This window comes from Pseudomonas sp. Emmai (assembly GCF_055179735.1).
Genome location: NZ_CM143685.1, coordinates 4,751,788 through 4,772,216, shown reverse-complemented (window position 1 = coordinate 4,772,216; position 20,429 = coordinate 4,751,788). Strand labels below are relative to the sequence as shown.

Here is a 20,429-nt window from a genome sequence, read left to right as displayed (position 1 = left end):
GGCTGACCGCTTTACGCATCGGCCAGCTCTGCTGGTCGATGTTGTTTACGCCTTTCCAGAATTTCGCGTCTGCTGATCCTTTGATCGGGTATTGGTTTACGCCGCAGCACAGCACGAGGAACAAGGGATGTTCGCGCCGGCCAATCAGACTCACTTTGCCCTGACTATCGAAGGCCTTTCCAACGACCTGCAGGTCCTTGCCCTGCAAGGCCGGGAAGCCATCAGCCAGCCCTTTGTGTTTGAGGTGGAGCTGGTCAGTGAACAGCCGTCCCTGGACCTCGAAACGCTGCTGCACAAACCGGCCTTTTTGCAGCTCTCGCCCGATGGCAGCGGCATCCATGGCCAGATCTATCGCGCCGCCCAGGGTGATTCCGGCAAACGCCTGACCCGCTACGCGGTGACCCTGCGCCCGCAACTGTCCTACCTGGCGCACCGCATCAACCAGCGCATCTTCCAGAACCTCAGCGTGCCGAAAATCGTCGGCATGGTCCTCGAAGAGCACGGTATCCAAAGCAACGCCTACGAATTCAAAGTCGGGTCGATCTATCCCGAGCGTATTTACTGCGTTCAGTACGATGAATCGGACCTGCACTTCATCCAGCGCCTGTGCGAGGAAGAAGGTATCCACTACCACTTCCAGCACAGCGCCACGGCCCACAAACTGGTGTTCGGCGATGACCAGACGGTGTTCCCGAAACTCGCGCCTGTGGCCTACCAGCAAGACTCCGGCATGGTCGCCACCGACCCGGTGATCAAGCGCTTCGACCTGCGCCTGGAAACCCGCACCAGCCGCACCACCCGCCGCGACTACGACTTCGAAAAACCACGCCTGACCCTCGAAAGCGAAAACCGTGGTGATGCCCTGCCCGACCTCGAAGACTACGACTACCCCGGTCGCTTCATCGACCGCGAACGCGGCAAGCACCTGGCCAAACGCGCCCTCGAACGCCACCGCAGCGACTTCCAGCTCGCCGAAGGCCGCAGCGATCAACCGCTGCTGGTCAGCGGCCACTTCCTGGCCCTGACCCAACACCCGAAAGCCAAATGGAACGACCTGTGGCTGCTCACCGAAGTCCTCCACGAAGGCAAACAGCCGCAAGTGCTGGAAGAGTCGGTCACCAGCCACACCACGGCACTGAAGGATGACTTCCATCAAGGCTATCGCAACCGCTTCCAGGCCACCCCGTGGGACGTGCCGAACCGTCCACCGCTGAACCACCCAAAACCGCGAATCCTCGGCAGCCAGAGCGCCGTGGTCACCGGCCCCAAAGGTGAAGAAATCCACTGCGACCCATACGGCCGCGTCAAAGTGCAATTCCACTGGGATCGCGAAGGCCAGGCCGACGACAGAACCAGCTGCTGGCTACGCGTCTCCTCCGCCTGGGCCGGCGCCCACTACGGCGGCATCGCCATCCCGCGCATCGGCATGGAAGTGCTCGTGACCTTCCTTGAAGGCGACCCCGACCAACCCCTGATCAGCGGCTGCCTGTACCACAAGGAAAACATCGTCCCGTACGAGCTACCGGCCAACAAAACCCGCACCACCTTCAAAACCCTCAGCTCCCCCGGTGGCGGCGGCTACAACGAACTGCGCATCGAAGACAAAAAAGGCCAGGAACAAATCTTCCTCCACGCCCAGCGCGACTGGGATGAAAACGTCGAGCACGACCAGAAGATCCGCGTCGGCAATGAACGCCACGATACGGTTGAGAAGAACAGCTATACGGAGTTCAAGGCTGAAGAACACCACACGGTTTATGCAGACCGGAAGGTGGAGACGCAGGCGAATGATCATCTGACGGTGGGGGTTAACCAGCACGTCAAGATTGGGACTGGGCAGTTTATTGAGGCAGGGCAGGAGATTCATTTGAGCAGCGGCATGAAAGTCGTGCTCGAAGCCGGCAGCGAGTTGACCCTGATTGGCGGGGGCAGCTTCATCAAAATTGACGCTGGCGGCGTGACGTTGAGCGGGCCGGTGATCAACATGAACTCGGGGGGGAGTCCGGGGAATGGGACGGGGGCAGCACCGTTGTTGCCGGGGCCGTTGAAGCAGGCGGATGCGGATAAGGCAGGTGATTTGCTCGTTCCCGCCATGCGTCAGACCCTGCAACGAGCCGCCACAACGGCTCAGCCTGTCTGCGAGATATGCCAAAAACTGGAAGCGATGAAATGATCACTGGCATCTTGCGTTATCTGCTGCTGGATGGAGCACAGATCGAAAACCTACCAGTCCGTTTGTACAGCCTGGATGACAACCCGGTGGTCGAATGGCTCTACCATACAACGCCCTATCAAGCGGTGTTTGATGTCGGCCCTGCACTGGTCGTCTTGCGTGCCAATAGTGGGCTTGAACAAGCGTTCATGGAACATTGGCAACACAATGCCGGCCTCGTCATCGAAAGCGATGCTCCCATGCAGTTATTGGCAGAGCATCTCCGCAGCCTGATCCACGTGCGGGTGACCGGTGATGCTTCAATGCTGTTTCGTTACTACGATCCACGCATCATGCGTCACTGGCTTCCGGCCCAGAGTTCGGCCGAAAAAGATCACCTGATGGGCCCCATCAGCCGCGTGCGCCTCCCCCCGCGCGAAGATCAGGAAGAACAATGGATCGTTCGCGAGCACGATCGAAAAAACGCCCAGCCATATGCCGAACGTCCCTGGCTATCTCTGGATGAGCAGCAGTTGCAACAGCTCAACCAAGGCAAACTGGAGATGTTCGACCGGCAACTGCTGGAGCACGTTCGCCTCTACTTCCCTGATTGCCTGAGCCAGCGCTCGACCGCCGAACAGCAGGAATGGGCGGTGCAGTGCCGCGAAGGCGCCGCGCAGTACGGATACTCGGCGCCCAACGAAGTGGCACGCTGGTCAGCCCTGGTAGCCGAACACGGAACGACTTTTCCAATAGCGCCCGACCATCAGGCCTACATCGAAATTATCCAACAGCCAACACTTAACGCCGCACAACGCCTGGATGCCTTGTTGGTAGAACTGCATCGCCATTGGCTGCTGACTGACAAGGAGTCCTTTTCATGACCGCCCAACCACTCGATAAAAACCGTAATCTGGCCGCCGCCGATCAGGCCGCACAATGTCAATTCGGTACCGAAGACCTATCGAGTCCAGCGACTACCTGTCCAGCCCGTCAACCGGAAGTCTTCGTCGTTCCCAGTCGTTACGCCATGGCCGAACAGGCCGCCGAACACCCGGACTTCCAGCCTTCCAGTCCGACCGAAAGCCATCCGATGGCACTGCGCCGCCTGCGGGCGGGTTACGTGTATCTGTGGCACGCCGAAGGGCCGCTCAAACGTTTTGCCGTGGCGGCGGATGGCCTGATGCTCGAACAACCACTGACGCAACCCCACGCCGCCATCACGACTGGAGAAAAGGCTGGTATTGCCCTGAACAAAAGCACCGATGCCTGGATGCTTTACAGCGAAATCCCGTTGAGCGAAGACGCCTGCGAACGCCTGAAGAAAAACGGCGAACGACGCAAGCGCATGCGCCAGATCGGCCTCACCGAGATCGCCAAAACCCTGTCGGCCAAACACTGCCCGCCACTCGAAAAAGCCCCGGCGCTGGTGGCTGAACTCATGCCAGAAGTTCGTGATAAAGCCTTGGCACATGATTATCAGCATAATGGTGAGACCTACCATAAAGGCCTGAAAGAACAAAACAAAGCGGCCCGCGACGCCCCCACACGGGACAACATCAAAGCCTACTCCGCCAGCTCGCAATCACTGAGCGAACGTGAACAGGCAGCTAGCGCACAACCGCAGGGAGAGCCGGTGGTCGAACCCGGAATTTGGAGCGCCAGCCCTTGGGAGATTGACCCCACCCAGGCATGGCTCGATAAAGCCAAGAGCCAGTCGGCTCCGCTTTATGCGGTGTTCGCTGCGCTCGACGATGATCTGGGTGTGCTGCGTGACATCAACCATGAGCAAGAATGGGTCGAAACGCGTCATGAAAAATGGGTCGGCGATAACAACCTACGCCTTAGCATCGGTGGTTTTGTACGTAGTCTGATCAGCGAAGACGGGGCCGAGTTGGCTGGCACCCTCAACTATCGCTACAAAGATCGCGACATCACCCTCACGCCCGATCAGGGTAAGGTGATGCTCAATGCACAGCATCAGCTGGATGATGAACTCAAGGCCGAAACCAAGGCCCGCCAGTACGGTGGTCAGCCTAGCAAGACGGAAGCCGCCGCTCGAGATGCTCGTATTGCCACTATCGTGGCGCCCGTGCGAGCCTTTATTCCCGCAGACTTGTACAACGAGGCGGAATACGTCGTGCGCGAATACCGTGCCGAAAAGCAGGCTAACTTTGACGACGACTTCCTCAGTGCCAAGGTTAGTAAATACATCGATCTAGAGGCGATGAACACTTGGCTCGATACGACCGCACCTAAGCATTTCCAGCAGATCGAACAGCGCCACAAAGCGCTGTATGCAGATCGAGGTACGTACCTCAAGCGTTCAGACAATGGCACCTGGTTTGTCGACTACAACGACCTAGATACTCGGAGCTGGTTGAGCGAAATGGCCACCGGTTGCCTCACTGCCCAATGCATTCGTGCGCTGGGCGCCGAGCAATACGCCGACTATGTGCGAGCGGCCGATGGCGGAGCACTGACCCAGCTGTTCCGCGCTTGGGCGCCCTCGCTCGACGCGGCAATCAACAACACAACGCGTCTGGGCGAGCTAATGGCAGCACTCGCGTCCGAGAACATCGCCGCGACCCATCTGGCACTTGCGCCACTGACTGTCCCGATAATGGATGACATCGCAGCCATGGCCCGAGACGCCAAAAGCCTATGGAGTGTGCTGGTCAACCGTACGGCGGCTTCGTTACTGCTACTAAAAGGTGCGAAAACTTTTAGCAGCGCTTGGCTCGGCATCTTGGTCGCTGCTCGCCTGGGCAGCGACACCCGTTTACAGGCAGTGACAGAAGGTGGCCGACAGGTATGGAAGTTGCTGGGGCAAAAAGCTGAAAGGATAAGCCAATGGGCGAACAGTACGGGAAAAGCTATTGGCGCCGGCCGTGTGGCAGGCATCGTGAACTCCTCCGCTGTTACCAATAGCGGTGGCGTTGTACCTCTCGCGGCGTTGCTGCTGAATACGTTCAACGCGAGTAACTATTTGAACCAGGCTGGGGCTGTGGAGGGGATGGATAATCAGCGTGTTAACGATACCGCTTCCGCTTCGTTGTATGCCGCTGCTGCGTTGGTAGCGGTGGTAGATAGTCAGGTGCGGAAGGGGCTTGGAATAAAGGCCTTAACACTCAAAATGCCTGACGGATGGGTTGGAAACGCACCTACCCTTACCTTGTTCGGTGGGGTGATTGGCGCCCTATCCACCGGTGCAGCGCTTGCAGAGTTCAAATCACTAAAAAAACAGCTGGAGAACGCCCAAACTCGTGCCGACCCATGGCTGGAAATGCGGCAGATTGTAGTCACTGGTCAAGTAACTGCTTATGGCGCCCAAGCTATATTAGGATTCAGTCAAACGGCGAGAGCCCTGGCGGAATTATTGGAGGTCGAGGCCGCCATCATGCGTTATTCGTTACGCATGGGCCCACTGAACTGGGTCATTGCGATATTGGGTGTGCTGTACCTGATCACCTGGTTTTTTCAGCAGACACCAATGCAAAACTTCCTCAACTTCTGTTGCTGGTCAAAAGCGCGGGCGGGCAACCTTGACCCTATCGCGGCCAAGGCCCAGCAAGACGAACTCAATCTGCTGTACGGCATCCTGTACACACCCCGGGTCAGCATGGAAAGTAGCTCTGTGAGCGTTAGGTCAGATGGTTACTCCGGGATAGCCTACGCAAGCTCAATCGACACTCTGACCATCGACTTGCCCGGCGCCGAACCTGGCAGTGCCTACCTTGAGCTGAGCATGGCCGGCGATCCGGTCGACACTCAGGCGTCTCGCGACCTGATCAAAAACAGCCCGTACTCCGCCTACAAACCACCGCGCCCATGGCGCGATCTGACACCTTACTGGCTGGACACCAGTACCTGCACGTGGATTCCGTTCCAGGAAGGTCAGGGCTTGCGTCTGAGTGGTCCCATCAAGCCCCTATCGAACGTCTTCAGCACGCCGCCGAGCACGCTTTCCCTGCGGTTGCGATATCGCTCGCCATTGATCGCGATGCTGAGCGGCGATAGTTTTGTCGGTGGAGCACGTGGGGTGGCCTTTACCCTGAGCAATAACGCCGGAGTGATTTCCCTACGGGACGATCCGACACCTGAACTGGATCGTGTGCCAAGCTACCCACTCGGAGAATACCAACCCGGGTCGATTTATCTGCAACCTAAGGAACAGAAATGAACGCGCCACCGGCAGGCACCACAAAAAAACGGTTGTTTTCGCGCAATGATTATTTGGCGCCCTTGCCCGTCTCCACTGGGGAAAAACCCTGCGATGTGCTTAACACCATCTGGCGCAAGAACGAGGTGTTTCTTGACATCGGCAATTACAGCGTGGGCTCGGCGGTGATGGTCATATGGCCCGGGGTAATGACGTTTTTAGCAATGTCTTTCTTCACTCGAAACCTTAACTCAGACTTCACTCAAGATGTTTTGATATTGGGCTTAATTATTATGGCTCTCCCAATCTCGTTTGTGATCCGGAGCCTGTTCCGCGATGTCCCATTGCCCGTGCGCTTCAATCGGCAACGCCGAGAAGTGTGCGTACCACGAGAGAATGGCGAATATTGGTTAGTGCCCTGGGAAAGCGTTACGGCGGTAGCGACGCAACAGTCTTCGGTGAGCCAAGCCGGTAAAGCCACCATGGGCTTGTTGATCATCGGCTTTGAAAACCCAGACCCGCAGGCCAAAGAAGACAACAAACATTTTTCATTCGGTTTCAACTGTGGCGGCGGCACCACGGCCATGGCGTTGTGGGAATGCATGCGCAGTTACATGGAGATAGGGCCCGAAGCGTTGCCGATCACAAATGACTTTGAAAGGGGCCGAGAAAAGTTACGCGGCAGAAATATATTTTGGGGCATTTGTTGTGAGTACGTGGGTGGCATCATCCAGCACATGCGTGCCCTGGAAATTGGCAAAGCGTCGTGGCTGATTATCGGCGCCATATTTTTGGGAGGGCCACTCGCAATGATGTTGCAAGTATGGAAGTTATCGCCACCACCTGAACTGCTCTACCCCGACATCATCGAATGGTCAAAACCACTGCCACCCGAGCAATGGGCAAAGCGATCCCCAGAACTGGAAGAGGCCATCGCCAAGCGTGAAGCCGAATTAGCCGCGCAGACGGCTCAAGAATTATCTTGATGGTGAGTAGCCGGACTTATAACACAAGGACAATGCATGAGCATGCCACCGGCAGGCGCCACAAAAAAACGATTATTTTCGCCCAACGATTACCTGGCGCCGTTACCCATTCTACAGGTAAAAAAACCTGTGACGTGCTTAACCCATCTGGCGCAAAAACGAGGTGTTTCTCGACATCGGTAATTACAGCATCGGTTCGGCGGTGATGGTACTGTGGCCGACGGTAATGCTGTTTTTGGGACTGGCTTATGCCTCTAATGATCCTGATGCGTTGATATTGGGGGCTTGTATTACAGGCATCCCTATCTTGTTTGTAATCCAGGGTTTATTCCGCGAGGTCCCGTTGCCCGTACGCTTCAATCGGCAATGCCGAGAAGTGTGCGTACCACGACGAAGGCAAACGGGACAGATTTATTTTCTTCGTGGCTGTTCAAAGCACCAGTTCCAGCGGACAGCCTCAACAGAGAACACACTATATCCGTCTTGATCCAAGAGGAATTGGCGCCTTCCCTTCAGTTGATCGAGTCCCACCTCCCCCTCACGCGCCTCTGCTCCAGGTAGAGCCCCTGATGCTGGAACTTGCTTCGCATGTCTAAGACCCTTGATATCGACCCGATCGATCCATCGGCAACCAAATTGCACCGCGCGGGAGACATAGAGTGGTTTCCCTCTGGCAATACGATGTATTTGGCACCGTTGCCGCTGCCCACCGACGCATCGCCACACAGCCCATATGTAAGCGATCTCAACGATACGTATCTGGATTTCGGCGGCGGTAAACCCCAAGTTTTTTCATGGCAGATGACACTGGGAGGTCCTTTTACCGCCGCGCTTTTAATGATATTAGGCATTCCGCTGATTGTCGGACTAATCGTCGCTGCCAGCGGCTTTGGATTGGCTGAAGTTCTGGAGTTCAGTGCAGACCTTTTTATCGCTACTCGGGAACCAGCCATTTGTATGTACATAGGTGGACTTACTGTTGGATTAGCGGTGTGGTTTTACAATCATAAAAAGTACACAAATGTCATCCCCACACGCTTCAACCGTCAGCGCCGTGAAGTCTGCTTTATGCCCACTGGCGCAGAAACTCCAGTTTTCGTGCCTTGGGAATCGCTCTCCGCTTGGGTCGACCAGGCACAAGGTGCGACTCAATACGGCATACGACGACAGTACGGCATGGGTATGGGATTCCACCATGAGGGGCAATTGGTCAGCGTCGAATTCGTTTGTGGAGGCCTGCCGCCTGCGATTGCCCATTGGGAAGCTGTACGTGCCTACATGGAGTACGAAGTCCATGACCTCAAAAACATTCAAGACCCCATGGACCTGCAAGGTCCCAACGATCCGCCACATGAGGGGATGCACACGTTCCGAAATGCGCGAACACGTCTGCACCGCAGGATTCACGAAAAGGAAGTTGGTTGGGTCTATGCATTCTTTTGGTACGTTTACCACATCATGACGTTCTGGACGTTACCCAATCGAATCGTCGAATGGGAGATTCGCCGAATAGCGAAAGTCGGACGAAAGGCACTGCCGCAAGCTATGCGTGATTGGTCCGAGCCACTACCTGAAGAGCAATGGACAAAGCCAAGTGAAGTATTGGTAAGACTGAGTAAACGGGTCAAAGAACTAAAAAAGCAAAAACCCCTGCGCTCAATCACTGAAATTTTTGCAGAGGTTTATCAGGCAGAAAACGGCGGAAAGAAAAAGGCGTGATGTTTTACACAAACAAAGGTGCTTTTTCAGAGCTAATCTACTTGTATTAAAACAAGGTGAATGGGAACCCCATTAGCCGGTCTCCATTCAAGGCAAAAGCCAACTCTCCCTGCAGTTTTTAACTGCAGCGAAAAAGGCGAAAAAGGGGACAGATCTATTTTCTTACTAGCCCGGCTGATTACACTTACACCGACAAAGACCAATATCGTTTATGGCAAGTCTGGATCGACACCTCGACAGACAGTCTCGTCCTTGATTTGCAGGTCAAGTATCCACCCGGCGTGCTTCAGCGCAAAGATAATCGTGGTTACATGTTTCGATTGGCTCTCGAATGGGCTCCGAGTGAAGCCGACCGCGCCAACGATGCCTTTAGCGCTGAGCTAAAGGACGACATTGTGCTGAGTCAAAAAAACACCCAGCTTTTGAAACTAGCGGTCTCTAACGGAATGAATCAATGAGCCCTACGATGTTCAACTTCAACAAGGTACTTGACTTGCCGCCACAGCCACAGCCACAGCCACAGCCACAGCCACAGCCACAATGGAAGTATGGTGATGAACCAGAACTATTGGGATGGGCCATTCGCGCACGAAATTACAATACTTTTGTGGCCAACTGCACTTTTGCGTTTATGGCTTTATTCGTACTTGGTACCTCACTTATCATGTGCTCGGTGTATGAGGGAATGAGTCAACCCTGGCGAATATTGTCTTGTGTATTTTTTATATGCTCATGTTATTTGTAACCGCCTGCATGACCCACCAACGAATTAATTTCGCTTATCGTTTCACTCGATCTGGAGTTGAGTGCTGTGACTGGAAGGACTTTCCTAAGTGGGCATTGGCGTTTTTAAAATGGTTTCCCGGAATTACCGCGATTGTTTTTATCTGCTTGGCGACCATTGATCCGGCCTTTCTTATCGGTGCGCTGATAGGTCCAGGAAATGTGGGTTTAATGTATCTTTCGATGGCGAATTCCAAGAGCTACAAAAAAATGCAGACTCAATACCATCATCTGACATACGAATGGAAGGACTTCACGCAACTGGTCATTGCGACCAATAGAGAAGTAGTAGATTTAAAGTACACCATGTACGACAACGGCATTGTAAACTGGAGTCAAAATATATTTTGCAAACGCAAACAAAAATAAACATTCCAGAATTCATCAAGCCTTATTTATCTCCAGGTGTACCTTTTATCAAAGCCAAGGTTAATGTCCCCATGAGCACTGACTCGTAAATAAATCCGTCCCGTTTTCTCCGACATGGGCTTTGCAAGCGCCGGGCGTGACGCAACCATCCGGCTTTGGGATCGCGAGGGCAAGTGTTCAGGGCAGCTTGAAGGCCATACACAATCCATTCTGGGTCTGGTGCAATCTGCGCCTGGTGAGCTTGTTTCGCACTCGCGGGACCGTACGATCCGGCATTGGTCCCTGGCGACCGGGCAGTCAAAGGTGATCGGCACATCGGAGTCGGCTGTGCTGTCCTCGGCAAGGTTAGGCTGTGGCCGCCTCGTTACCGGGGCCGCTGACGGTCACGTGACAGTCTGGGACCTGACGACAGGTGCCGCGGCCAGGCGTCAGGCCCACGCCTGCTGGATCTGGGGGATCGCACCTTTGGGTGACGGCGGTTTCGCCACCGCGTCCGAGGATGGGACGGTCAGGCTGTGGCAGCCCGACGTGTCAGAGTGCATGCATGTGATTGACCTGGGCCACCCCCTCAGGACTCTGGCGAGCTGGCTAGATACTGATGGTGACGTCATTCTGGCTGCGGGTGACCTTCACGGTTCGGTGCACCTGCTGACGTGTAACCCAATACTGAAGCGTATGGATTTCCTTGCCGTACACGACGGGCCGGCGTGTGCGATTCGAAGCCAGGCACGTCCTGCTGACGTGCGGCGAGGATGGATTCGTAAGCCGATGGGACCTGCTTTCACGGCAGGGTGGTGTCATTGGGCAACACGTCAACTTTGCAACCGATGTTCTTCCAATCTGTGACGGTCACTGGATTAGCTGTGGATATGATGGTCGGATAATTATGCATGGCGTCAATGTCTAGTGTTCAGGCGGTCGTTCTTAGAGTGAAGACCTCGGCCGGGAGCGGATTTTCATGACCGACCGATTCCGACCTGGGGTCATCCAGTCGCGGGCTGACTAACATCCACCAAATGTCTTGAGATGACTATTGCTTCGAAGCCTGAATGGCTTCTTCAAGCAAAGGCCCGGTGATTTTTCTACCGTTGTAATCACCGACGAAGTAATTGATTCGGTTAGCCAGGTGCTGAATGGACAGCCAGCCCAAGCCGTGGTAGTCACGCAATTCCTCGTCGTTGAGCTTGATCAGGCATTCGTAACTCACGAAAGACGCTTCACACTCGACGAGAATATAAACTGCGCCATTCTCTGCTTTGAGCAGATGCCAGTAGCCGTCTTCTATGTGGTATGCCGCAGGTGCGAGCTCAACCAAATCCATGCTTTATTTCCATAGGTTACTTTCGATTTCTGACAATAACGTGGCTGCGAATATACAACTTTCGAATGCCCGCTCCTGGCCGATTTCCGCCAGTGACATCCAGGACGGAGTCCTTCCAGCGAGGTCGTTGGGATTGGCCACCAAATGAAAGCCTGTCAACGAATAGCCCGTTAGCCACGTGAATATCCATCTACATCGACTCGATCGAAACCACTGCCACAAAGCGGAATTTTTTCCTAGCCACCCTAGTCGCTTCTTGCTCGGCTAGGAGGGTGCTCAACGTATCGGCCTCATGGACCATTGAATCGCCCCGCTGTACCAGCGCTGCAAAGTGGCAGCTGCTGCCTTCATCCGTGTCATGCAGGTTCAGTCATTGTACCGATCCAAAATCTAGGCACACAGCAGTGCCACTACAGAGCCGGTATCGCATGCTGCGTACTGGCTCTGTGAGGCTGGGATCGATATCAACGGGCTTAACACGACGGAAGGCCACTCAATTCGGACGAGCAGCGATTTCCAAATGAGTTGGAATCAGCCGGCCACTGCGCCCTTGGGGCCACTGGCAATCAGGCTGGAACCACAGGCGGTTTTCATGCCATGCAGTGCAATGGGGGTTCCGTCGACCGTGTAGGTGCTGCTGCCCTCGGCGATGGGGAAAATCCCCTTGCACAGCGGGCAGCTAACCTTATGACCGACGCCGGCAATGGGTTTGCCATTGAGGTCGGTTTGAGAGAAGGCCTCAAGGACCACTCCACCATGACTGGTGGAGTCCCCAAGGCGGATGATGTCTTTCACTGTGTTCATCCTTAATCAGAGGCTATCGCGATCAAGTCGGCAGCCCTTCCACCGTGGCGTTAGCCATTAACTATCCAACCACCAGTTCAAAAGCGTCTCGTCATCATCATCGTCAAGATTCTTGTAGATGTTCGCGTAGTACCATTGAATGCCGGTCTTCTCGCGAAACCTATCGAAAAACTCATTGATTTTATTCATCCCGTTCTTTGCAGGGACGGCTAACGATAAATTGCCTTCAAATACGCCATCCAACGTCCCATTCAACTCACGAGTAACTTCGTCTTCGAGTGCTGAAATATCCTCCGGAGGAATGTAGTCGGCGTAAATCTGAATGCAAAAGTTACCGCCTCTTTTCAGAACCTCCGCAGGTGCATTTTTGTTTTTGATAGATACAACGTCTCCACGAGCAAGATTCAGCGCGAGACCCGGGGAGGAGAGCAATTCGTATGTATCCTGATCAATCCGGCGAACAGGCAACTCCTCAAAAACAGGGCCGTCGTCGTCTGCCGCATACACCTCAATCAGAAGAGGTGATTGTTTATCGTCCATAAGGTGCTCCACAGCTTCCACGTTCAACACACGACATCCCTTCTTTTACGTAACCTGTGGTGGTCAACTAATTCCGGACACCTCGATAGGTGGTTTCGACGCCATCGCCCGCTCGTAGGCAGTCGGCGGCAGATACCCCAGTTTTGAGTGCAACCGTTCGTTGTTGTAAAACCCAACGATGTACTCAGTTATGTCGCGGATAGCTTCACCATGGTTGGCATAATCACGTCGCCATACCCGCTCCATTTTCAAGCTCAGGAAGAAGCGTTCCATCACCGCGTTGTCCCAGCAGTTACCTTTACGGCTCATGCTCTGCTGCATGTTGTTTCGCGCCAGCAACGCTCTGTAACTGGCGCTCGCGTATTGGCTGCCACGGTCTGAGTGAGCTATCAGCCCTGGTGGCGGCTGGCGCTGAGCGATGGCCAACTGCATCGCGCTACACACCAGCTCTGCCGGCATGTTCGGGGCCATGGCCCAGCCCACTATCTTGCGGGAAAACAAGTCCAATACCACCGCCAGGTACAACCAGCCACTGCGGGTGCGGATGTAGGTTATGTCAGCCACCCAAGCCTTGTTTGGCGCCGTAGGGTCAAACTGACGGTTCAATATATTCTCTGCAATCGGCAAGTCATGGTTGCTATCGGTCGTGTGCACAAACTTGCGCTTCCAGGCCGAACGCAGACCGTTAGCACGCATTAAACGACGGATTTTATAAAGACCGACAGCCATACCTTTGTCGCGCAAAGCATCACGCAACGGGCGGCTACCGTAGCAGCCACCACTTGCAGCAAACGATGCCTTGAGTTGCACAACGACAGGACAGCTCTGCCGAATAGGCGCTTCAGCGCGTTTTTGGGCTTCGTAGAAGCCGGATCGACTGATGCTCAATAAACGGCAGACATACGCCACCGAATACGCCTTCTGTTGCAGCTGCCGAACCAGTCGATACGTTACTTCAGCTCGCGGGCAAAGAAGGCGGTAGCCTTTTTTAAGATGTCGTTATCCATCTTGAGCTGCCGGTTCTCTTGCTCCAACTGCCGGATGCGCTGCTGTTCAGCGGTCAACGGTTTACCGATTCCGGTTTGTCCCAGTTGCTCAGCCTCGTACTGTTGCACCCAGCGTCGAACGGCCGTCTCACCAAGATTTAAATCCCGGCAGACCTGTGGAACGGTCAACCCCTGATCCTTGATCATCTTCACGACTTGCAGCTTGAAGCTGTCGTCGAATGTTCTGCGTTTGTCGGTCATGAAAAACTCCTCGATAGATGCATTTTCCACCTATCGGGGTGTCCGGGGAAATTAGACCACTACAACCGCTATTCCTTGCGCTAAGGTTACACGATGCGCCCTCTAGATCCACGTTGACGTCTGCAAGGTTCCCTCCTTTTGAGGTAGGGACGTTCTTGTGGCCAAGGTGCATGTCATCAGGGTTTGTGGAGGTATGACCACACCGCCAGCATTTGTAGACTCCGACTGGTTTACTTTTCTTAACCAGCTTTTTACGGCAACTGCTTTGGCCTTTTCGATCCCCCCCACCTGCTTTACTCGCAGCGATATCTTGAGGACTTGCCCCATCACCATCCTTGAGCGCTAATTTTGAGGGAGGCTTTTTCGCCAAACCAAGCGGGTCAATCCACTGAATCGGATTGGGGGCGAATTGGTAAAGGTTAATACCACCTGCAAATCCAATAGGATCTTTGGAGACAAAGCGCCCGGTTTCAGGGTCGTAGTACCTATGCCGGTTGTAGTACAGGCCCGTTTCGTGGTCGTGATACTGCCCTTGAAACCGAATCGGGTTGGTCAATCCTTGTTGCAGCGCAGATGCGGATCGTTGTTCGCGTACTTCACCCCACGCTTTGTACTGAGCACTCCAGGCAATGTCACCATGTTGGTCAGTTAGTTCCAAGGGTGTACCCAAATGGTCGCACTGATACCAAGCTAAAACATCGAACGGTTGTGCGGTAACGACCTGGTTCCACAGAGGATCTTCTTCAAAGCTGTAATCGCCGCTGTACTCGGGCTGTCTTGGCAAATCAATAGCTTTATGCCGCAGCGCTTGAGCCACAGGCACGAAGGAGCCCGGCTCAAAGATATAGTGCACGGTGCGTCCCGTATCTCCATCCAACTGAGCCGGGCTACTCTCCCAGGCTAGGTTGTCACCGTCCCAACCATACAAAGTCAAACCGCATCCAAACTCGCGTTGTTTACGGGCGTACTCGTTCTGGTTCCATTGAGAACAAGCCTCGGGGCGCTGTTTGTAGTGCGCGCAGGAATTCTTGTGTAAGCGTCGACCCAAAGCGTCGTAGGAGTAGTCCACCGCTAGGCGCGCATCTTCGAAATGCACCAGTCGATCAAACAGGTCCCATTGAAAATCGCTGCGGTTACCGTTATGCCAGCGCTGGATCTGGTTACCGCGCTCATCGTAATCGTAGTGGGTGCCAGCCAAGACCTACACCACCAAGACCGTTGCCAAGCTTTATCAGGAGCGCTGGGAGATCGAGTTGGGCTTCAGGGACATCAAGAGTTCGATGCAACAGAACGCAATGACCTTGCGCAGCAAAAAAATCGAGCTGATCTATCAAGAAGTGTGGGGGCTTTTACTGGCTTACAACGTGATTCGTCGAGAGGCCAGTCAGGCGGTGGTGGCGTTTGGCCGAGCCCCCTCGGACATCCGTTTCAAACCGGCCTGCCAGTACATTGCCGTCCAACTGATCGTCATGGCAGCGGCTAACCCGGTTTCAGCGACAGGGAGGCGATTGGCAGAGCTAAGGGCAGGTATTGGAGGACTATTTCTGGATCACCGCCCCAGGCCTTCGAGGCCAAGGACGGTGAAGATCTCAAAGACCCGGTTTCCAGTGGACCGTAAGGCTGCTCCGCTTAAGTGAACAGCATTACGCTCAATGAGCGGCGTTTTCGATTTTGTGATGGGATGGAAACGAAGGCAGCAATCGGCCAGCAGCGGACATTCTATTCAGAGTGATTGGCACCGCCAGTCCGCAACCTCTCGCCTTTTGGGACTCGCATAAACAGCCTAAGATGCGTTTTGAAAACGGCCGGAAAGCTGAGATGAATTCCGAAATTTCAAACGCCCTGCTAACGATGCGGAGAGCCTGTCACTTTGAATTATGGAAAAGACGTTGCGGTTGTAGAGGCCTTTCAAAGGCTTGCGCGCAATATAGACATTGAGTTTCCTGAACGCCTCGCGACTCTCATGGGAATAGCACATACGCATCCAGCAACGGCAGCACTGAGTAGCCTTGAAGATTTTATATGGCTTGATGCCGAACAGGCCGAGCGAGAAATCAATGAGTGGCTTAATCCTGATGACCAGCAAGGTCGAACCTTTCTTCCCTTTGCGGCTACAGGCGGTGGTGAGCCTTACTGCGTGGTTCGATTGGAAAACGGCGCTTCGGGGATTGCTCAGGTACTTCATTTTGCACAGCCATCCCCACTTGCCCATGCCGATATCTCTTCGTTCGTGACAAGGGAATACGTGCGCGTCGCTAGAGATCTATCTTGGCTACCGCCTAAAGCAGACTTCAGTGTTGCACTGAAAAGTGAAGTGGCATTGATCCAATCGGCTCTACTACCCGCAGATTATGCACTTCTTGAGGCTCTTTTCAGTCGACAGTGTGTTGCCATGAACTACCAGGCTGGGCCTCGAAGTATCCCGAAAATTGTCAAAGCTTTCATTTCTCAAGAAGAAGAGGAATCTTTAGCCGCCCGACTGCGCCATCCGAACCCAATTGAGTTCGAAGCTCTTCGTGCCTGGATGCGCTAATTGTCCATTTCGTGCTCGGGGCCTAAAAATGGGCAAGTTTTGGCCAATAAATGACTGCCGTGAATGGCCGCAATGGGTCCAGAGTGTGTAAAAACGCCTCCGCGAACCTTTGCTATGATTTCTGAGGATTTCATCGCAAGGATCGCCCATGAAGCGCTTTATCCAAGGTGAACATCGAGGCCAAGGCACCTTACTTCCCGAGAGCCTCGACGACTACGTCAGCGATACCAATCCGGTGCGCGTAGTCGACGTCTTTGTCGACGAACTCGACCTGGTCAATCTGGGTTTTGAAGGTGTCATTCCAGCCGACACTGGCCGACCTGCTTACCATCCCTCGGTCTTGTTGAAGATCTACATCTACGGTTATCTCAACCGCATCCAGTCGAGCCGACGCCTGGAGCGAGAAGCCCACGCAACGTCGAACTGATGTGGTTGACCGGACGTTTGATGCCGGATTTCAAGACCATCGCCAACTTCCGAAAGGACAACAGCAAGGCCATTCGAGGCGTCTGTCGCCAGTTCGTTGTGCTGTGTCAGCAGTTGGGATTATTCGGAGAAAATCTGGTCGCGATCGATGGCAGTAAGTTCAAAGCCGTCAACAACCGCGACCGCAATTTCACCAGCGCCAAACTGAAACGGCGCATGGAAGAAATTGAATCGAGTATCAATCGTTACCTGGCAGCACTCGATGCTGCCGATCGGCAAGAACCTCCATCTTCCGAGCCCAGTGCCGTGCGGCTGGAAGAGAAAATCGCCAAGCTCAAAACTCAAATGAAGGAGCTTCAGGCGATCGAAATCCAGCTCAATGAATCACCGGATAAACAGGTCTCACTGACCGATCCAGACAGCCGATCCATGATGACGCGCGGCACGGGAATTGTTGGCTATAACGTGCAGACAGCGGTCGACACGCAGCACCATTTGATCGTTGCGCATGAGGTGACCAACGTTGGTTCCGACCGCGATCAACTCAGCTCGATGGCTAAGCAAGCCCGCGAGGCGATGGCGTCAGAAACGTTGTCGGTAGTGGCGGACCGAGGTTACTTCAAAAGCGAACAAATCCTCGCTTGTCACGATGCCGGTATCACCGCCTATGTGCCCAAACCGATGACCTCTGGAGCCAAGGCTGACGGGCGTTTCAATAACGATGCCTTCATCTATGACGCGGCAAAAAACGAATACATTTGCCCGGCTGGCGAGGCGCTGGTCTGGCACTACTCCTACGTTGAAAAAGGCCTGAATTTGCATCGTTACTGGAGTTCGAAATGCCAGGGCTGCGCGTTGAAGTCGCAATGCACCCCGAGCACGGAACGACGAGTGCGACGCTGGGAGCATGAAGCTGTATTGGAGGAAATGCAGCTTCGGCTGAGCAAAGCACCGGAGATGATGCGCGTCCGAAAACGGACTGTTGAGCATCCCTTCGGGACGCTCAAACAATGGATGGGTGCAACGCACTTCCTGACACGAAAGCTGGCTGGGGTGAGCGCGGAGATGAGCTTGAATGTGCTCGCCTACAACTTGAAACGGGTCATGAAAATCATTGGTGCTAACGGTTTAATGAAGGCGCTGTCGGCATAAAAAGGCTGGCTTTGGCCCATCCCAGAGGCTGTAAAAACAGCGTTACGTGTTCTAGGTCGCGACCGATGCGACTCGAAGCATTGACCGTGCGATCGCTCAGCCAACGAACGTCAATGGCTCAAGACGATCAGGTTATGAGCGTTTTTACACACTCTGGGTCGATTGCTGCCTATCGTGACAAGCAGTTATTGACCGATTGCTGTCCTCAGAGAGCGGCAGCTAGTCAACCCAAAAACAACCAACCTGTCCACCATGACCCTTCCCACACAAAGCATGGGAAGGGTCATCAGGCTACTCCGACGGCATCGCTCGTAACCGCCGGCCAATCACATCCAGCACATCGCAGCCATCGCGCAACGGTATGGCGCACAGCAGGGCAAAGTCGCTGAGGATGAAGGATTCACATTCGATGGAATTGCGCATGGACAGGTTCTCCAGCACTTGGGTGACCGCGCGGATTCGGTAGTTGGCAGCGTCATACAAAACATCGAGCGGCGCGCGGGTGTCGACGAACAAGGTCGGCATGTCGTCGCAATGGTTGGTGAGCGCCATGAAGCGGCTTTCGGGGTGGGGAACTGGTTTTTCGTAGGGTGGATCGGGATGCAGTGTTGTCATTTTCGAACCTTAAAAGTGTGATGGAAACTGCCATCCACCTTCCTACAGGTTAGGGTGGCAGCTATGTGCAGGGTAGGAATATCGAGACTTTTAAGGCGAAACTCGACCACACCGAAGCGTGCCCGCACACAGCCGCCGCAACGAATCTTACGGACGCAATTCAACGGCCGCAATCAAGCATCGACGCCAATGTCACCTTAAAAGTCTTGAAGGGTTCCTACACCCTGTCACTGAATATGCAGCGACCACCAAAGCCTACCGATCGAACTCACCGCGCACCAGTTCACCAAAGCCGCCACAACTTGAAGGAAACTTCCGAAGACCTTGCCCGGAAATTTCGCCCGAGCTCAACCCGGCAATTCGACGATACAAACCCCCGGACAGGTAAGGCGATCTTGCGCGATTGGTGGAGCCACATAGGTAAGCTTTTGGCTGAGCCCATCAATCGATCAGCCCGTTGATGCCAGATCGGCACGCTCTATCATTCGAACACTGGCAAACGTCGATTCATTCCTTGCCTGATCGAGCGTTGTCAGCGGTTTGACCGGTGACAGCTGCGTTGCCTGCTTACGACTCATTTCAGAACCTGAGCGTTCGTCGCTGGGCGGCACGCCAAAGTGTTCGCGATAGCATTTGGAGAAATGCGGTGTGGAGACGAAACCGCAGACATACGCCAGCTCAACGATCGACAAAGAAGTCTGCTTGAGCAGTTGGCGCGCTCGAATAAGCCGCAACCTCAAGTAGTAGCGCGACGGCGTGCATTGCAGGTACTTCTGAAACAGCCGCTCCAGCTGTCGACGTGACAGGTCGACATACTCCGCCAGATTATCCAGGTCGATCGGTTCCTCGAGATTGGCTTCCATCAACGCCACGACTTCTTGCAGCTTGGGCTGGTGCGTGCCGATCACATGTTTGAGCGGCACGCGCTGATGGTCCTGCTCGTTGCGGATGCGCTCGTAGACGAACATCTCGGAGATAGCGCTGGACAGTTCACGACCATGATCACGAGCAATCAGGTGCAGCATCATGTCCAACGGCGCGGTGCCTCCGGAGCTGGTGAAACGGTTGCGGTCGAGGGTAAAGAGACTGGTGCTGACGCTTACGCGCGGGAAAGCTTCCTGCATGGCCGCCAGAAACTCCCAATGCACGCTGCACTCGTAGCCATCGAGCAACCCGGCTTTGGCGAGAGCCCAGCTACCGGTGCACACCCCGCCCAAGCGCTTAGACTGTCGCGCCAACGCTTGCAGCCACCTCGTGTGCTCCTGGGTAATCGAGCTCTGGATGCCGACACCGCCGCAGACGATGACCGTATCCGCCACGGAGGGATTGCTCCACGACGCATCCGGCGTGATCGGCACGCCGTCGCTGGCCCAGACCGCCGCTCCATTGGGGCTGAAGGTATGCCAGCGATACAGCGTTCGTCCCGTCAGTTGATTGGCCATGCGCAATGGCTCGACAGCGGACGCCAGAGACATGAGGGTGAATTTGTCCAACAGCAGAAACCCGACGGATTGGGTCGTACCGTCGGCCACGGAAGGGAGCGATGACATCATGTCCTCATAAAAATCGGTCTGCGACGCAGGCGTCTGTCATTCCCTCCGACATTCGTGAAGGGAGTAT

At 54.5% G+C, this 20,429-nt stretch carries 13 protein-coding genes and 5 pseudogenes; 11 read left to right on the top strand and 7 right to left on the bottom strand.

What is annotated here, in order from left to right:
• The first annotated feature begins 127 nt into the window (after positions 1 to 127).
• The 8 genes and pseudogenes from ACY4LX_RS22025 (at position 128) to ACY4LX_RS21990 (ending at position 11,017) form a co-directional block, all read left to right on the top strand.
• Positions 128 to 2,173, top strand: a complete 2,046-nt coding sequence (locus ACY4LX_RS22025; protein WP_463257845.1) for a type VI secretion system Vgr family protein — start codon at positions 128 to 130, stop codon at positions 2,171 to 2,173.
• The gene (locus tag ACY4LX_RS22020; protein ID WP_463257844.1) at positions 2,170 to 3,036 is read left to right on the top strand and encodes a DUF4123 domain-containing protein; all 867 of its coding nucleotides are present in this window, start codon (positions 2,170 to 2,172) and stop codon (positions 3,034 to 3,036) included. Before ACY4LX_RS22025 ends, ACY4LX_RS22020 begins: the two co-directional genes overlap by 4 nt.
• A complete protein-coding gene (locus ACY4LX_RS22015; protein ID WP_463257843.1) occupies positions 3,033 to 6,335 on the top strand; it encodes a toxin VasX in 3,303 nt (1,100 codons plus the stop codon). The genes ACY4LX_RS22020 and ACY4LX_RS22015 overlap by 4 nt, the downstream gene beginning before the upstream one ends.
• Positions 6,332 to 7,300 carry a hypothetical protein gene (locus ACY4LX_RS22010; protein ID WP_463257842.1) on the top strand — a complete coding sequence of 323 codons (969 nt, stop codon included), beginning with the start codon at positions 6,332 to 6,334 and terminating at the stop codon, positions 7,298 to 7,300. Before ACY4LX_RS22015 ends, ACY4LX_RS22010 begins: the two co-directional genes overlap by 4 nt.
• Before the next feature lie 36 nt (positions 7,301 to 7,336).
• Positions 7,337 to 7,691, top strand: a pseudogene (locus tag ACY4LX_RS22005) (hypothetical protein); the annotation flags it as partial.
• A 197-nt stretch (positions 7,692 to 7,888) separates the two neighbouring features.
• On the top strand, positions 7,889 to 9,019 hold the full coding sequence (locus ACY4LX_RS22000) for a hypothetical protein (RefSeq protein WP_463257841.1): 1,131 nt from the start codon (positions 7,889 to 7,891) through the stop codon (positions 9,017 to 9,019).
• Positions 9,020 to 9,485: 466 nt separating this feature from the next.
• A pseudogene (locus tag ACY4LX_RS21995) lies at positions 9,486 to 10,260 on the top strand (hypothetical protein).
• Between the two features lie 25 nt (positions 10,261 to 10,285).
• Complete coding sequence (locus ACY4LX_RS21990) at positions 10,286 to 11,017, top strand: WD40 repeat domain-containing protein (RefSeq protein ID WP_463257840.1); 732 nt, start codon at positions 10,286 to 10,288, stop codon at positions 11,015 to 11,017.
• A gap of 184 nt (positions 11,018 to 11,201) precedes the next feature.
• Here ACY4LX_RS21990 and ACY4LX_RS21985 read toward each other — a convergent pair whose 3' ends face one another.
• The 5 genes and pseudogenes from ACY4LX_RS21985 to ACY4LX_RS21965 form a co-directional block, all read right to left on the bottom strand.
• Positions 11,202 to 11,492 (bottom strand): hypothetical protein, encoded by a 291-nt coding sequence (locus ACY4LX_RS21985; protein WP_401161447.1) that lies wholly within the window; start codon positions 11,490 to 11,492, stop codon positions 11,202 to 11,204.
• Positions 11,493 to 12,023: 531 nt separating this feature from the next.
• Complete coding sequence (locus ACY4LX_RS21980; protein WP_463257839.1) at positions 12,024 to 12,287, bottom strand: PAAR domain-containing protein; 264 nt, start codon at positions 12,285 to 12,287, stop codon at positions 12,024 to 12,026.
• 66 nt (positions 12,288 to 12,353) lie between these two features.
• Positions 12,354 to 12,836 (bottom strand): DUF4265 domain-containing protein, encoded by a 483-nt coding sequence (locus ACY4LX_RS21975; protein WP_463257838.1) that lies wholly within the window; start codon positions 12,834 to 12,836, stop codon positions 12,354 to 12,356.
• Positions 12,837 to 12,899: 63 nt separating this feature from the next.
• Positions 12,900 to 14,083, bottom strand: a protein-coding gene (locus ACY4LX_RS21970; protein WP_463257837.1) for an IS3 family transposase whose coding sequence is annotated in 2 segments (ribosomal slippage) — positions 12,900 to 13,819 and positions 13,819 to 14,083 — 1,185 coding nt in all. Because the reading frame shifts where the segments join, the coding sequence is not laid out codon by codon here.
• Between the two features lie 355 nt (positions 14,084 to 14,438).
• A pseudogene (locus ACY4LX_RS21965) lies at positions 14,439 to 15,278 on the bottom strand (RHS repeat-associated core domain-containing protein); the annotation flags it as partial.
• Positions 15,279 to 15,300: 22 nt separating this feature from the next.
• On the opposite strand from ACY4LX_RS21965, the pseudogene ACY4LX_RS21960 reads away from it, so the two are divergent.
• The 3 genes and pseudogenes from ACY4LX_RS21960 to ACY4LX_RS21950 form a co-directional block, all read left to right on the top strand.
• Positions 15,301 to 15,720 (top strand): annotated as a pseudogene (locus tag ACY4LX_RS21960) (transposase); the annotation flags it as partial.
• Between the two features lie 233 nt (positions 15,721 to 15,953).
• Entirely contained in the window at positions 15,954 to 16,616 is a 663-nt protein-coding gene (locus tag ACY4LX_RS21955) for a hypothetical protein (protein ID WP_463257836.1), read from the top strand.
• A 148-nt stretch (positions 16,617 to 16,764) separates the two neighbouring features.
• Positions 16,765 to 18,194, top strand: a pseudogene (locus ACY4LX_RS21950) (IS1182 family transposase).
• A 291-nt stretch (positions 18,195 to 18,485) separates the two neighbouring features.
• On the opposite strand, the gene ACY4LX_RS21945 reads toward ACY4LX_RS21950, so the two are convergent.
• Both ACY4LX_RS21945 and gbdR read right to left on the bottom strand, forming a co-directional pair.
• A complete protein-coding gene (locus ACY4LX_RS21945; RefSeq protein ID WP_463257835.1) occupies positions 18,486 to 18,809 on the bottom strand; it encodes a hypothetical protein in 324 nt (107 codons plus the stop codon).
• Between the two features lie 449 nt (positions 18,810 to 19,258).
• The gene (gene gbdR, locus ACY4LX_RS21940) at positions 19,259 to 20,359 is read right to left on the bottom strand and encodes a choline metabolism transcriptional regulator GbdR (protein WP_463260631.1); all 1,101 of its coding nucleotides are present in this window, start codon (positions 20,357 to 20,359) and stop codon (positions 19,259 to 19,261) included.
• Positions 20,360 to 20,429: the final 70 nt, after the last annotated feature.